We start from the raw sequence: 13,636 nt of genomic DNA on the forward strand, positions 1-13,636 counted from the left end.
CTAGGTAAAAGTCAATCTGTATATGTCGAAACACGATGATCATGCAAAGGAGGGATTCTGTGGAACAGGATACGCAGCATGTTAAACCACTTCAAACAAAAACCGATATTCATGCAGTCTTGGCCTCTAATGGACGCATCATTTATATATCTGCCAACTCCAAACTGCATTTGGGCTATCTCCAAGGAGAGATGATCGGATCATTCCTCAAAACGTTTCTGCATGAGGAAGACCAATTTTTGGTTGAAAGCTATTTTTATAATGAACATCATCTGATGCCGTGCACCTTTCGTTTTATTAAAAAAGATCATACGATTGTGTGGGTGGAGGCTGCGGTAGAAATTGTTACGACAAGAGCTGAGCGGACAGAACGGGAAATCATTTTGAAAATGAAGGTTCTTGAAGAAGAAACAGGCCATCAATCCCTAAACTGCGAAAAACATGAAATCGAACCTGCAAGCCCGGAATCGACTACATATATAACGGATGATTATGAACGGTTGGTTGAAAATCTCCCGAGTCCGCTATGCATCAGTGTCAAAGGCAAGATCGTCTATGTAAACAGCGCGATGCTTTCAATGCTGGGAGCCACAAGCAAGGATGCTATTATTGGTAAATGGTCCTATGAATTTATTGAAGAAGAATATCATGATATCGTGAAAAACAGGATTATACGAATGCAAAAAGGAATGGAAGTCGGAATGATTGAACAGACGTGGAAAAGGCTTGATGGCACACCTGTTCATTTAGAAGTGAAAGCATCCCCGACCGTCTACAAAAACCAGCAGGCTGAGCTGCTGCTGCTGATCGATATCTCTTCAAGGAAAAAATTCCAAACCATCCTGCAAAAAAGCCGTGAACGATATCAGCTGCTGATTCAAAATTCCATTGATACCATTGCGGTGATTCACAATGGAAAATGGGTGTTTATGAATGAGTCTGGAATTTCCCTGTTTGAAGCGGCTACCTATGAGGACTTAATTGGCAAAAACATATACGATCAGCTGCATCCTTGCGATCACGAGGATGTAAAAGAGAGAATCCAAAATATCGCTGAGCAAAAAACAGAATCAGAAATTGTCAAGCAATCCTGGTTCACCTTTCAGAACAGGGTCATCTATACGGAGATGGTCTGCATTCCGACGACCTTTTTTGGTGAAGCGGCCGTCCAGGTCATTCTTCGGGACATCTCAGAGAGAAAGCAAACAGAAGAATTGATGCTGAAATCGGAAAAATTATCAATCGCAGGCCAGCTCGCGGCGGGAATCGCCCACGAGATCCGCAACCCGCTTACAGCGATCAAAGGATTTTTACAGCTGATGAAACCGACAATGAAAGGAAACGAGCATTACTTTGATATTGTGTTTTCTGAACTCAGCCGCATTGAATTAATACTCAGTGAACTGCTCATGCTGGCGAAGCCTCAGCAAAATGCTGTCAAAGAATATTTGAACTTGAAAAAATTAATTGGTGAGGTCTCAGCCCTGTTAGAAACACAGGCAAATTTAAATGGCATTTTTATCAGAACCAGCTATGAAAAAGACAGCATTTATATAAACGGGGATCAAAACCAATTAAAGCAGGTATTCATTAATTTAATCAAAAATGCAGTTGAATCAATGCCTGATGGGGGAACAGTAGACATTATCATAACCGAAGATGAGCATTCTGTTCATGTTACTGTCAAAGACGAAGGGGAAGGTATACCTGAAAAGGTACTAAACCGGATTGGAGAGCCATTTTTAACAACAAAAGAAAAAGGTACGGGGCTTGGATTAATGGTGACATTTAATATCATTGAAAACCATCAGGGAGTTATACATGTGGACAGCCATCCTGAAAAAGGCACAGCGTTTAAAATTTCATTTCCAAAAAAATAAAACAACGGCTTAAACGCCGTTGTTTATCGTCTGCATTGCTTCACGTTTTTTTAATACAAATAATTCTAAACGGTCCAGACCTTCTCTCAGCGTGTCCAGCGAGTACGCAAAAGACAATCTTACATATCCTTCACCATATGTTGAGAACGAGCTGCCCGGCACGAGTGCCACACCAGCGTCTTCCAAAAGAGCCATACTAAAATCAAATGAAGTCATTCCAAATGATTTAATAGAAGGGAAGATATAAAACGCACCGGACGGTTTAACTACGTCAAGTCCCATGGAAACAAGACGGTCATAAACATAGTCCAGACGTTTTTTGTATTGTTCTCTCATAATCAATGCGTCGTCAAAGCCGTTTGTGACAGCTTCAAGCGCGGCTTTTTGAGAAATGGATGAGGCGCACGACACATTGTATTGATGAACCTTTAAAATGTGCTTTGCAATGTCTTTCGGTGCGAATAAAAATCCAATTCTCCAACCAGTCATGCTGTGTGATTTTGACAAGCCGTTAATGACAATTGTTTGATCCCGCAAATGGTTTGCGATGGAGTAATGCGGTCTGTCATATGTTAATTCACTGTATATTTCATCGGACAATACGAAGACATTTCTGCCTTTTAAAAGGGCTGCGATGCTTTTCAGTTCTTCTTCAGATAAAGTCACGCCGGTAGGATTTGACGGATAAGGAAGCACGACACACTTAGTGTTGGGTGTCAGAGCATCTTCAATCAGCCGGGCGGTAAGCTTAAAGCCGTGTGACGTAGTATCAACAATGACAGGCTTGGCCCCGCACAAATTGATAATAGGTTCATAGCCCGGATAAATAGGCCCTGGCATAATGACTTCATCACCGGGAGATAAAATCGTCCGGAATGCAGCATCAATGGCTTGGCTTGCGCCTGTTGTGATGATAATTTCAGATTCAGCATCATAGTTGAAATCCGCTTTTTTCTTCATATAAAGCTGCACAGCTTGTCTCAGCTCCAGGTAGCCGGCATTCGGAGTATATGACGTCACGTTTTCATCAATGGCTTTTTTTGCGGCAGCTTTCACATGATGCGGTGTGAAAAAATCAGGCTGGCCGATTGTAAGTGAAATGACGTCTTCGTGTTGGGCTACAAGATTCGAGAATTTGCGTATTCCTGAAATTTCGATCTCTCTTGCTTTCGGATTCAGCAAATGTTCCATAATTCATCACCTTAACAAATATAATGAGTTTATCCTATTTTACCACTAGCTGATCATTTGTCACCTTTTTAACTGATATATTTCGATTGTATGCGCCTTTTTTCTAAACATACCTTTCTTTTCAGAAAAAAAGAAGACAACCAGCGATTTGATTGTCTTTATTGTATCATGTTCTATTATTGTTTATATGTGCCAATTTCATTAATAGCCATAATCAAAATGAAGGTCTTCGTGCCAAATCAGATACGGAGGATGCTCTTCTTGAAGGTCAGCTGATTCTTTCTTCATATTCAGGTAAGTTTCTTCACTGATATCCTCTAAAACAGTCATTTCGTTTTCTTTAAATATTACTAAGGTACCCATTATTTACACCCTTCTTTGGAAAAATCCTTGACTATTTTATCACTGTTAGTTGGAAAGTCAATGGTTATTAGGAAAAAAGTTTCTTTTTTGAGGAACTCAGTTTGCTGCCTTCGGAATTTGATTTTGAGGAGCTGCCATTCACTTTTTACAAATTACGCCGATATATACAGTACAATACTGAATGCGAATAGCGAGGGATTGAATTGTCGTTACAACAATACGAAATTTTATTGGATTCTGGTACAAATGAATTAGAAATTGTGAAGTTTGGTGTGGGTGAAAATGCTTTCGGAATTAACGTCATGAAGGTAAGAGAAATTATTCAGCCTGTCGAGGTGACATCAGTGCCTCACTCCCATCAGCATGTAGAAGGAATGATTAAACTCAGAGGAGAAATCCTCCCTGTGATCAGTCTCTTCTCATTTTTTGGAGTAGAGCCTGAAGGATCAAAAGATGAGAAATATATCGTGACTGAATTTAATAAACGGAAAATTGTTTTTCATGTCGGCTCTGTGTCTCAAATTCACAGAGTATCCTGGGAAGCGATTGAAAAGCCGACATCGTTAAATCAAGGAATGGAGCGGCACCTTACCGGGATTATTAAGCTTGAAGACCTGATGATCTTTTTGCCTGACTATGAAAAAATTATTTATGACATTGAATCAGATTCAGGTGTTGACACGTATAATATGCATACCGAGGGCTTCGATGAAAGAAGAACTGATAAAAAGCTAATCATTGTAGAGGACTCACCGCTTTTGATGCGCCTCTTGCAGGATGAATTAAAAGAAGCAGGGTACAACAATATCGCTTCGTTTGAAAATGGAAAAGAGGCATATGAATACATTATGAACCTTGCTGAAAACGAAACTGATTTATCAGAACAGATTGATATGATCATCACTGATATTGAAATGCCAAAAATGGACGGACACAGGCTCACAAAGCTGTTGAAGGAAAATCCGAAAAGCTCAGATGTGCCGGTTATGATTTTCTCATCGTTAATTACGGATGATCTGCGTCACCGCGGTGAAGTTGTAGGGGCAGATGAGCAAATCAGCAAGCCTGAGATCAGTGATTTGATTAAAAAAGTGGATACGTATGTTATCGAATAAATAAAAACAGCCGTTGCCAGAAAGAGGCACGGCTGTTTTTATTTTAAAAGTAACTCTCGCCAAGTTTTTTAAAGACCGGTTTATGGTAAGCTGGCTGCTGGCGATTTGGCACTAGCGGCTTTTCTTTCATGCCGACATATTCTTGCAATAGGTGTTTCGCTTTTGTTAAAGACATTTGAGCTTTAGGATTTCGGTACGATTGATTAAGTGTACCTAAATGCGGAAGATGTTCGAAGTCTTCTTTAGTTGGAGGCATGTGAAAATAGTAGTCTCCGATTGAGATAAGCACGTCCGATTGCTGTTGGCTGAACCTTGGATTTTTTGAAAAATGAAGCCCTATTTTCTTTCCTTTACCTTCTTTGACAAGCTTTTGCAAAGCCCGTTTTTTCAGCAGATATAGGTATTTAGGGTTGGGGGCGGTTTTTGCATGGCGGTTCACAGTGTAAACTGCTTTTGAAAGATTTTCTACGGTTGGCTGCAGATCTTTCGTATATGCATGGTCGTCCATTATTTCTCTCCTTTGCTCTTATCAATTTCTATATGATTAGATTATACTTTTTTAAAGTTGAAATGCAAATATTGAATGTAAAAATGCGCTTTTTTCTAAGAAAAAAAGCGCATTTTTAACCTGCATTATACAGATCTTGCCTTCTTTTTCGGCTGTTCTTGAAATGCTTCCTGAACATTCACTTCCACAGCCTGAGCACTGTATTTTGGCAGTGCAATAAAATAAAAAATAAAAACGAGCAGGATAATAACACCCATGCCGTAATAAAGATAATCAATGTTTGAAACAAACTTAGGGAATAACAGCGCGACTAAGCCAAGTGTCAAAGACTGTGCAAACATCATAAAAGGGTCCTGCATGCCGCTTACACGTCCCATCAGTTTTGGATGAACAATTTTTGGCATCCACCCTCCGATTGCAATGTTGATCGGTCCGATACACATTCCCAGTGCAAAAGCTGCCGCGTAATACACCCATAAAATATTGGTGTAGCCGAGTACGAAGATCAGCAAACCTGCAATGAAAATCGGTATCGACATTAAAAAGTGCGGCTTCACTTTTTTAGAGATGATCGTGCCGATTACGCTTCCTGCCAGAAGCCCAAACCCGAGTGCGATCGTAAATACAGACGTATGCCACTCATATCGGTCAGGAGCCAATCCATATTTCATTGTAAACATCGGCAATACGGCGAATCCTCCGTTGACAAATCCAAAAATGAAGAAGCCGAAAATAAGAGATGCCAGCAATTTGTTTTTTAAAATATAGAGGATGCCTTCTCTAAAGTCATTTATTGAATCCTTAACAGAAGTCTTTCTCCAGCTGAATGCACCGTTTGGCTGTCGGGCTTCTTTTGGAATCCGGCAGCTGCGGATCAGCAGCCCGGAAATGATAAAGCTGACAAAATCAAGAATAATGGCGCCTTCAATACCGATGGTGTTGTACATAAACGCGCCTATACCGACTCCAAACACCATAAAAATGCTAAAAAGCATCTGATTAAGCCCTGCCGCTTTCGCATAATGCTCCTTCGGCAGAATGGCTTGTACCAAACTGTTTTCTGCCGGAAAGAAAAACTTTGTTACAGCGCTTCTGATAAATAAGATACAAAAAACAAGAGGAATATTGCCGGTAAATAAAGTGAAAAAAAGCACGACAGTCAGGCCTGCTCTGATCCAATCACAATTTTCTGCCACCTTTTTTCTGTCAAACCGGTCCGCGACGACTCCCACGATCAGAAATACAAATATGGTCGGAAGAGAATACATTAGCTCCGCCAAGGTCGTATATGAAGGCTGGCTGCTGAATCGGTCCAGCAAAAAAAAAGCAAAGGCCATGTTGCCTACTGTCGTGCCCATTTGAGAAGCGAGTGCTGCGAAAAATAGACGAACAAAATTACGATTTTTAAATATATCCATAAAAACGCTCCTTACCCTAAAGGTCCCACTTTATCATATTATAAACCGCCTGTTTTTGAAACAAATAAGAAAACATTACCGGTTAATCGTGACTCTTGTTCCGTTTGGCACAATTGAAGCAAGTTCGATCACGTCTTTGTTATGCATGCGAATGCAGCCTTTAGAAACAGCCTTACCAATCGAAGCGGGATTATTCGTCCCGTGTATTCCGTAGTGCTGCTTTGAAAGGCTCAGCCAATAAGCGCCAAATGGGCCGCCGGGATTGCGCTGGCGGTTAATAATGTAAAACTCGCCAGTAGGCGTTTGCGTTAGTATTTTACCAACGGCGATGGGATAGGTTTTCATTACCCGATTATTTAGGAACAGCGTAAGGGTCTTTGCTCCGATTGAGACTGCGATATGATACGGAATTGTATAAGGGTCCGGCAGTCCGGGGATGACTATGGACTGTCCCGCGGTGAGCCCTGCCTGCAGTGACGGATTAGCCTGGAGTAATGCAGCCGTGCTGATTCTGAAATCAGCCGCGATGCTGTTCAGTGTATCACCTTGCTTCACCTGGTACGTAAGCAGTTTCCTCATCCTCCTTTTTTACTTATAAGTATTGATGAGGAGCCCATCCTGCTACATTAATTTGTGCTTTTTAAGGTGAAGACAGTGATTTCAGGCTTGGCCAGAAACCGCAAAGGCAGCCTGGTCATCCCGAGGCCTCGGTTTACGTAAATATGAGTGCTGCCCGTTTGATACATTCCCTCTGTGTAGACTTTTCCATATGGAGGCGTAATAATCGGTCCGTAAAAAGGCAGCTGAATCTGGCCGCCGTGTGTATGGCCGGAAAGCTGAAGGTTCACGGGATAATCTGTTGTTTTCAAGGCCGCATCAGGTTCATGGACGAGAAGAATGGAAAAAAGTCTGTCGCTCAGCCTTGAAAGGGTGCCTTCATAATCTGGGTTTCCCAGCATTAAGTCATCAAGCGAAGCAATCTCGATTTTGCTGCCATCTGCGAGTGACAATGTTTGATAGCCATTGCGATATACCGTGAAACCGCCGGCCGTCATCAGGCTTTTGTAAACGGCAGTTCCATAGCCTCCGTGATCATGATTGCCGTAAATACAAAGCTTGCCGAAGGGAGCATTAAGCTTTCTCAATAATGGAATGACTGCCTGGTGGTGCTGGTACGTATCAGGATTATCGATGATATCACCTGTAAAAACAATGAGATCAGGTTTAGATTCATTAATTGTAAAAATGACAGTTTTTAAATCTTCGAGAGTAAAGTAATCACTCAAGTGTGTATCACTGAACTGCACGATTTTAAAACCGTCAAATCCGTGCGGAATGAGAGAGCTTTTTATTGTGTGTTCGGTTGTCTCGATCATATGCGGCTCGAGATACCTGGCATAGCCATATCCCCCGCCGGCCGTTAAAGCCCCGGCAGCAAGAGCGCCGAACATTCCTTTTAGAAATTGTCTTCTGGACATCTTTTTCATTTCAAACCAACCTTTAATAGAGTTTTTCTATTATATCATCTGTATCTGATAAAAATCTCATATGAGCATGTGCTGACAGAGGCAGGGATATAATGATAGAATATTATTGAATGAATACTCATTCACAATTGGAGGGATAAACATGGAAAAAAAGGCGGTAATTATTACCGGCGGGTCAAGCGGCATGGGAAAAGCGATGGCAAAAAAACAGGCTGAATTAGGGTGGCACGTTATGGTGACAGGGAGGAACCATGAGGCACTTGAGGAAACAAAAAAAGAAATTCAGACCTTTGAGGGACAGGTCGCTTGTTTTCAAATGGATGTCCGTTCCGATTCCGCCGCTTCAGACATGATTAAAGAAGCGATAAAAGCCTTTGGCCGGCTTGACGCGCTGATTAACAACGCAGCCGGAAACTTTATTTGTCCGGCAGAAAAGCTGACGCCCAATGGATGGAAAGCCGTTATTGAGATTGTTTTAAACGGCACATTTTTTTGCAGCCAGGCAGCGGCAAGGCATTGGATTGACCAGAAGCAGCAGGGTGTCATTTTAAATATGGCAGCCACTTACGCTTGGGGAGCGGGAGCGGGGGTCGTTCATTCCGCTGCAGCCAAAGCGGGGGTATTGTCATTGACAAGAACGCTGGCCGTTGAATGGGGGAGCAAATACGGCATTCGCACAAACGCTATAGCCCCCGGACCGATTGAACGAACAGGCGGTGCGGAGAAGCTCTTTGAATCGGAAAAAGCGATGGCCCGCACGATGAACAGTGTGCCGCTCGGCCGATTGGGCACACCGGAGGAAATCGCCGCTTTGGCAGCGTTTTTGCTTTCTGATGAAGCATCCTATATAAACGGGGATTGTATCACAATGGACGGGGGACAATGGCTGAATCCTTATCCGTTTTAAAGAATATTAATCTTTGGATTCAATGTGGTATAATCAGACAAAGATAGAGAAGCAGGTGATAACATGTTGGATCCACTTGATATTTTAACGAACATTGATGATGTCCTTCCATATTACCAGGCGATTTTTAGTGCCGAGGAACAGAAGGTCGTCGGATATGAGGTGCTTGGACGAATTTTGGCAGATTCAGAAATCCAAAGTCTCGGGCCCTTCTTTTTAGATGCAGGGATACCCGAAGAATATAAATTAGAGGTTGATAACAGGATTATTCGCCAGGCTCTTGACCGCTTTTTAGAGGCCGATTCTGATCTGCTGATTTTTATGAATCAGGATGCCAATCTGCTGATGCTGGATCATGGTGAAAGCTTTCTGGAGCTTCTGAAAGAATATGAAGCGAAGGGAATCGAACTCCACCGTTTTGTGCTTGAAATTACAGAGCACAATTTTGAAGGGGATATTGAGCAGCTCTACCATATGCTTGCATACTATCGTACATACGGAATTAAAATCGCAGTTGACAACATCGGAAAAGAAAGCAGCAACTTGGACAGAATCGCGCTGCTCTCACCAGATCTGTTAAAAATCGATTTGCAGGCGCTGAAAGTATCACAGCCGTCACCGTCATATGAGCATGTGCTGTACAGCATCTCTTTATTAGCGAGAAAAATCGGTGCGGCGCTGCTGTATGAAGACATTGAGGCGAACTTCCAGCTTCAGTACGCCTGGAGAAACGGAGGCCGCTATTTTCAGGGCTATTACTTGGTGTCCCCATCTGAAACGTTTCTAGAGAGAGATGTATTGAAACATAGACTTAAAACTGAATTTCACCAATTTATCACACATGAGAAAAAGAAACTGGAAACAGTCTATGAGCACTCCGAACAGTTTTACAAACGAGTGCATCAGGCTGTGACTTCTTTGAGAAAAAACAATCTGTCTTCTGATGATGACTTTATTAAAAAGCTGGCGGAAGAGCTGACAGATTGCAGCTTCAGGATTTACATGTGTGATGAAGAAGGCGATCAGCTGACGGGAAATGTGTTTAAGCAAGATGGAGAATGGATTTATCAGCCGGAATATGCGGAGAAAAACTGGAGCTGGCGCCCTTATTTTCTAGAGAACATTATGAGAATGAGAAATCTCAGAAAAGGTTTTTTCAGTGATCTGTATAGTGATTTGGAAACAGGTGAAATGATTAGAACGTTTTCGTATCCGATGGAGGATCAGGTGTATTTATTTATAGACTTGCCTTATTCATATTTATATGAGCAGGATGGATTGATTTAACGGCTGAGAGGCCGTTTTTTTTATGAATTGAAAAAAATATCAAAAAACGATTGACATTGATACTGAGAATCATTATCATTTAATTATAGAGAGAAGCTACTCTCTGTTCCCCAACCCCTCTATCAGATCAAGATCCGAAAAAACTTGGCGCTACCCCCGCCAAGTTTTTTATTTGTCAAAGCATAGGACAATCCAATGAAACAATAAACCTAACTAGTGGTAAACGTTTAACACGGGGAGAAACATTCAGTGCCGAACACCCCTGACACTGCTGCACGGGTGAGGAGGAAAATTCGTTCTGAAATGATTATTTATTTCAGGTCCGTGTTTACTCTATCCAGCATGACTCCCATTGATTATGGCCACGCGGGACTTCACCAGAAAATTCAAAAGAAGGTTTTGACAAAGTTGCAAAAAGGCATTCTTAATGCTGCAAAGATTCGAAAAAAATTATAATTGTGTGCATGACATTCAAAAAAAGCCTCAAACTAAAGAAAAATAGTTTTTTTCACTTTTTTTCTTTGCTTAAATTCAGCAGTGAAAATGCCATCCTGTCCGACTTTATGGTATGATGCTCAATAGAACTTGTATTATAATAAATACTTGTTGATTTGAAGTTGCTTTTTGAAAGGAGTCTTTTTTTAGAATGTCACAATTAATGGGTATCATCACACGGCTGCAAAGTCTGCAAGAAACAGCGGAAGCGGCTAACGAGCCAATGCAACGCTATTTCGAAGTGAATGGTGAGAAAATATGCAGTGTTAAATATTTCGAAAAAAATCAAACGTTTGAACTGACGGTTTTCCAAAAAGGTGAAAAACCTAACACATATCCGTTTGATAATATCGACATGGTTTCCATCGAAATCTTTGAACTTCTTCAGTAAGATTCCTGAAATAGGGGGGAACAAGCTTCCGCCTTTGCAAAAGTAATCGAAATAAACGGTAAGGAACATACTTGTTTCATGGTTGTAAATCCTTGAAAAGGAGTGTCGTGATGGCTGATTCTTTTCTGTTTTATAATCTTTCAGAAGCACAGATGACCTTTCAAGATGTGATGGAACGGCTTAAAGCCTTTGTTCAAAAGGACCCCCGTTCTTCTTATGTGTTATCGATCGGAACCGATTCACAGGTTTACCGCGATTACACAAAGTTTATTACCGCATTGCATTTGCATCGTACAGGCAAGGGAGCTTGGGGCTGCTTGAAAAATCATACAGTCGACAGACCCATACATAGCCTTCGGGAGAAGATTTCGTTAGAAACGGCGTACAGCCAAGAAACGGCCGCTCATATTCTTGATGGACACTTAATGGATATTACCGATCTGCTCCTGCCCTTTACCGGTGAGGGGGCGGATCTTACCTTTGAAGTTCACTTGGATATTGGGAAAAAAGGGCTTACAAAAGATCTGATCCAAGAAATGACTGGACGTATTACCTCCATGGGGATTGAGGCCAAAATAAAGCCGGATTCATACACTGCCTTCAGCTATGCAAATCGTTTCACAAAATAATTTGGCTGGAAAAGCCAAGGTAAATGTCGAATTATGCGGTTGACGTTTGTTATCTGATTACTTATTCTAGCGGTAGAGCTGAAAGTAAGTTGTCTTGCTTTCAGAGGTATTCAGTATAAAACAGGGGGCCTGATTGCGAATGAGTCTTATCGGTGAACGATTTACAGAAGAAGAACAAAAACTTCTGCTGAATATCCTGATCAACCATGAGTATGCCATCGAGCTATTAAGCAGTGAGATCAACGATATAGAGACAGGGACCAAAAACGTTGACGGAACCACCTACAAAAAACTTGTAACGCTATACGACCGATTTCGATTTGAAAATTAATGGGACACCCTATAATTGATACTCCACAAAGAGTATCTTTTTTATTGAAAGGAAACTTTTCGACAAATACTGATAAAGTTTATATTATTGCAATATAGGGAATGTATTGATGATGAAAATGAAAAGGGGTCGAAAACATGATAAGCTTACAATCAGATCAACTTCTTGAGGCAACAGTCGGACAATTTATGATTGAGGCAGACAAAGTAGCGCACGTGCAAGTCGGAAATAACCTTGAGCATGCATTATTAGTATTGACAAAAACCGGATACACAGCCATCCCGGTTCTGGATCCTTCCTATCGTTTACATGGCTTAATCGGGACAAATATGATCATGAACAGTATTTTTGGGCTTGAGCGAATTGAGTTTGAAAAGCTTGACCAAATCACTGTTGAGGAAGTCATGCTGACTGACATTCCGCGCCTGCATATCAATGATCCGATTATGAAGGGATTCGGCATGGTCATTAATAACGGATTTGTCTGTGTTGAAAATGACGAGCAGGTTTTTGAAGGGATTTTTACGAGAAGAGTCGTTTTAAAGGAATTGAATAAGCATATACGCTCATTGAATAAGTAGGCTGTACAGCCTATTTTTATTATATAGGCAGAGTGAAAAAGAAAGCGCATACATAATTTAAACGAGAATAGGGCTTGAATAAGAAACTAAGATTTTATTAGAATGGGAGATAAGAAAAACTTATTGATAACAAAAAGGAGGACGACATGCAGCTTCAAGAGCTTCATATGCTCGTAGTTTTAGCTGAGGAATTAAATATGAGAAAGGCGGCAGAACGGCTTTTTGTATCTCAGCCGGCTTTATCTCAGCGCTTACAAACCATTGAAAAGGCGTGGGGAACAAAAATCTTTTTAAGATCCCAAAAAGGATTAACGGTAACGCCCGCCGGTGAGAAAATCATTCAGTTTGCGAATGATGTGACATTAGAGCAGGAAAGAATAAGAGAAAATATTGACGAGCTTGAAGGTGAAATTCACGGCACGTTGAAGCTTGCCGTCGCCTCCATAATCGGTCAGCATTGGCTCCCTAAAGTCCTGAAGACGTATGTGGAAAAGTATCCGAATGCAAAGATCTCGCTCATAACCGGGTGGAGCAGCGAAATGCTGAAAAGCTTGTATGAGGATCAGGTTCATATCGGCATTATAAGAGGCAACCCTGAGTGGAAGGGGCGCAAAGATTACTTAATGACAGATCATCTGTATTTAGTGGATACTGAAATTTCCTGCATCGAAGATATTGCCCATACAGAACGGCCGTTTATCCAGTTTAAAAGTGATAGCACTTATTTTCAGGAAATTCAGCACTGGTGGCATCAAAAATTTAAAACGTCGCCGAAACAGACGATATTGGTTGATCAGATTGAAACGTGCAAACAGATGGCGCTGCACGGAATCGGTTATGCTATTTTGCCGTCTGTTACCCTTCAAAATGAAGATAAAGTGAATAAAATGCCTCTTTTAGACATGAAAGGGCATCCGATCGGTCGGGATACATGGTTATTAGGCTATGAGCCTGCCTTTGAACTGAAACAAGTTCAAGCTTTTGTACAAGTGATAAAGGATATGCTGGATCAGGAAAATCCATTTTAAAGACAGCGAGGTGCTGTCTTTTTTT

The 13,636-nt window shown here is 41.3% G+C and carries 15 protein-coding genes; 9 read left to right on the plus strand and 6 right to left on the minus strand.

The features are described from left to right. Positions 1–59: 59 nt before the first annotated feature. On the plus strand, positions 60–1,880 hold the full coding sequence (gene kinA, locus AC0OMU_RS04195) for a sporulation histidine kinase KinA (protein WP_015483173.1): 1,821 nt from the start codon (positions 60–62) through the stop codon (positions 1,878–1,880). 9 nt (positions 1,881–1,889) lie between these two features. On the opposite strand, the gene AC0OMU_RS04200 is transcribed toward kinA, so the two are convergent. Then, a complete protein-coding gene (locus tag AC0OMU_RS04200; RefSeq protein WP_014476653.1) occupies positions 1,890–3,071 on the minus strand; it encodes an aminotransferase A in 1,182 nt (393 codons plus the stop codon). Between the two features lie 201 nt (positions 3,072–3,272). Further along, positions 3,273–3,434: a hypothetical protein gene (locus AC0OMU_RS04205; protein WP_003245246.1), complete on the minus strand. Its 162-nt coding sequence runs from the start codon at positions 3,432–3,434 to the stop codon at positions 3,273–3,275. A gap of 203 nt (positions 3,435–3,637) precedes the next feature. Between AC0OMU_RS04205 and cheV the strand changes: the two genes are divergently transcribed. Beyond that, positions 3,638–4,549, plus strand: a complete 912-nt coding sequence (gene cheV / locus AC0OMU_RS04210) for a chemotaxis protein CheV (RefSeq protein ID WP_014476655.1) — start codon at positions 3,638–3,640, stop codon at positions 4,547–4,549. A 43-nt stretch (positions 4,550–4,592) separates the two neighbouring features. Here the strand turns inward: cheV and AC0OMU_RS04215 are convergent, their stop codons facing one another. The 4 genes from AC0OMU_RS04215 to AC0OMU_RS04230 all read right to left on the minus strand — a co-directional run bounded on the left by AC0OMU_RS04215 (position 4,593) and on the right by AC0OMU_RS04230 (position 7,962). Continuing rightward, positions 4,593–5,057: a YkyB family protein gene (locus AC0OMU_RS04215; RefSeq protein WP_003232406.1), complete on the minus strand. Its 465-nt coding sequence runs from the start codon at positions 5,055–5,057 to the stop codon at positions 4,593–4,595. A 125-nt stretch (positions 5,058–5,182) separates the two neighbouring features. Continuing rightward, positions 5,183–6,475, minus strand: coding sequence for an MFS transporter (locus tag AC0OMU_RS04220; RefSeq protein WP_014479656.1), 1,293 nt, complete (start codon positions 6,473–6,475; stop codon positions 5,183–5,185). Between the two features lie 75 nt (positions 6,476–6,550). After that, positions 6,551–7,045: a L,D-transpeptidase family protein gene (locus tag AC0OMU_RS04225; RefSeq protein WP_072174092.1), complete on the minus strand. Its 495-nt coding sequence runs from the start codon at positions 7,043–7,045 to the stop codon at positions 6,551–6,553. Between the two features lie 56 nt (positions 7,046–7,101). Then, the gene (locus AC0OMU_RS04230; protein WP_047182545.1) at positions 7,102–7,962 is read right to left on the minus strand and encodes a metallophosphoesterase; all 861 of its coding nucleotides are present in this window, start codon (positions 7,960–7,962) and stop codon (positions 7,102–7,104) included. Positions 7,963–8,104: 142 nt separating this feature from the next. Here AC0OMU_RS04230 and fadH point away from each other — a divergent pair, with 142 nt between their 5' ends. From fadH to ccpC, 7 genes are all read left to right on the plus strand, one after another. Further along, a complete protein-coding gene (gene fadH, locus AC0OMU_RS04235; protein WP_015383534.1) occupies positions 8,105–8,869 on the plus strand; it encodes a 2,4-dienoyl-CoA reductase in 765 nt (254 codons plus the stop codon). A gap of 63 nt (positions 8,870–8,932) precedes the next feature. Continuing rightward, positions 8,933–10,156, plus strand: a complete 1,224-nt coding sequence (locus AC0OMU_RS04240) for an EAL domain-containing protein (protein WP_047182546.1) — start codon at positions 8,933–8,935, stop codon at positions 10,154–10,156. Between the two features lie 646 nt (positions 10,157–10,802). Next, the gene (locus tag AC0OMU_RS04245) at positions 10,803–11,042 is read left to right on the plus strand and encodes a YkuJ family protein (protein WP_003218671.1); all 240 of its coding nucleotides are present in this window, start codon (positions 10,803–10,805) and stop codon (positions 11,040–11,042) included. Between the two features lie 110 nt (positions 11,043–11,152). Next, positions 11,153–11,671 (plus strand): ribonuclease H-like YkuK family protein, encoded by a 519-nt coding sequence (locus AC0OMU_RS04250; protein ID WP_003232389.1) that lies wholly within the window; start codon positions 11,153–11,155, stop codon positions 11,669–11,671. A 133-nt stretch (positions 11,672–11,804) separates the two neighbouring features. Further along, a complete protein-coding gene (abbA, locus tag AC0OMU_RS04255) occupies positions 11,805–12,002 on the plus strand; it encodes an AbrB antirepressor AbbA (protein ID WP_010886502.1) in 198 nt (65 codons plus the stop codon). A 137-nt stretch (positions 12,003–12,139) separates the two neighbouring features. Continuing rightward, complete coding sequence (gene cbpB, locus AC0OMU_RS04260; RefSeq protein ID WP_003218674.1) at positions 12,140–12,583, plus strand: cyclic-di-AMP-binding protein CbpB; 444 nt, start codon at positions 12,140–12,142, stop codon at positions 12,581–12,583. A 146-nt stretch (positions 12,584–12,729) separates the two neighbouring features. After that, complete coding sequence (gene ccpC / locus AC0OMU_RS04265) at positions 12,730–13,611, plus strand: transcriptional regulator CcpC (RefSeq protein WP_003232387.1); 882 nt, start codon at positions 12,730–12,732, stop codon at positions 13,609–13,611. The last annotated feature ends 25 nt before the right edge of the window (positions 13,612–13,636 follow it).

Source organism: Bacillus sp. FAU18, from assembly GCF_056033885.1.

Bases quoted from the DNA above. Each gene is read 5' to 3' on its own strand.
- AC0OMU_RS04200 (WP_014476653.1), bottom strand. From the start codon at position 3,071: ATGGAACATTTGCTGAATCCGAAAGCAAGAGAGATCGAAATTTCAGGA.
- AC0OMU_RS04205 (WP_003245246.1), bottom strand. From the start codon at position 3,434: ATGGGTACCTTAGTAATATTTAAAGAAAACGAAATGACTGTTTTAGAG.
- AC0OMU_RS04215 (WP_003232406.1), bottom strand. From the start codon at position 5,057: ATGGACGACCATGCATATACGAAAGATCTGCAGCCAACCGTAGAAAAT.
- AC0OMU_RS04220 (WP_014479656.1), bottom strand. From the start codon at position 6,475: ATGGATATATTTAAAAATCGTAATTTTGTTCGTCTATTTTTCGCAGCA.
- AC0OMU_RS04230 (WP_047182545.1), bottom strand. From the start codon at position 7,962: ATGAAAAAGATGTCCAGAAGACAATTTCTAAAAGGAATGTTCGGCGCT.
- fadH (WP_015383534.1), top strand. From the start codon at position 8,105: ATGGAAAAAAAGGCGGTAATTATTACCGGCGGGTCAAGCGGCATGGGA.
- AC0OMU_RS04240 (WP_047182546.1), top strand. From the start codon at position 8,933: ATGTTGGATCCACTTGATATTTTAACGAACATTGATGATGTCCTTCCA.
- AC0OMU_RS04245 (WP_003218671.1), top strand. From the start codon at position 10,803: ATGTCACAATTAATGGGTATCATCACACGGCTGCAAAGTCTGCAAGAA.
- AC0OMU_RS04250 (WP_003232389.1), top strand. From the start codon at position 11,153: ATGGCTGATTCTTTTCTGTTTTATAATCTTTCAGAAGCACAGATGACC.
- cbpB (WP_003218674.1), top strand. From the start codon at position 12,140: ATGATAAGCTTACAATCAGATCAACTTCTTGAGGCAACAGTCGGACAA.
- ccpC (WP_003232387.1), top strand. From the start codon at position 12,730: ATGCAGCTTCAAGAGCTTCATATGCTCGTAGTTTTAGCTGAGGAATTA.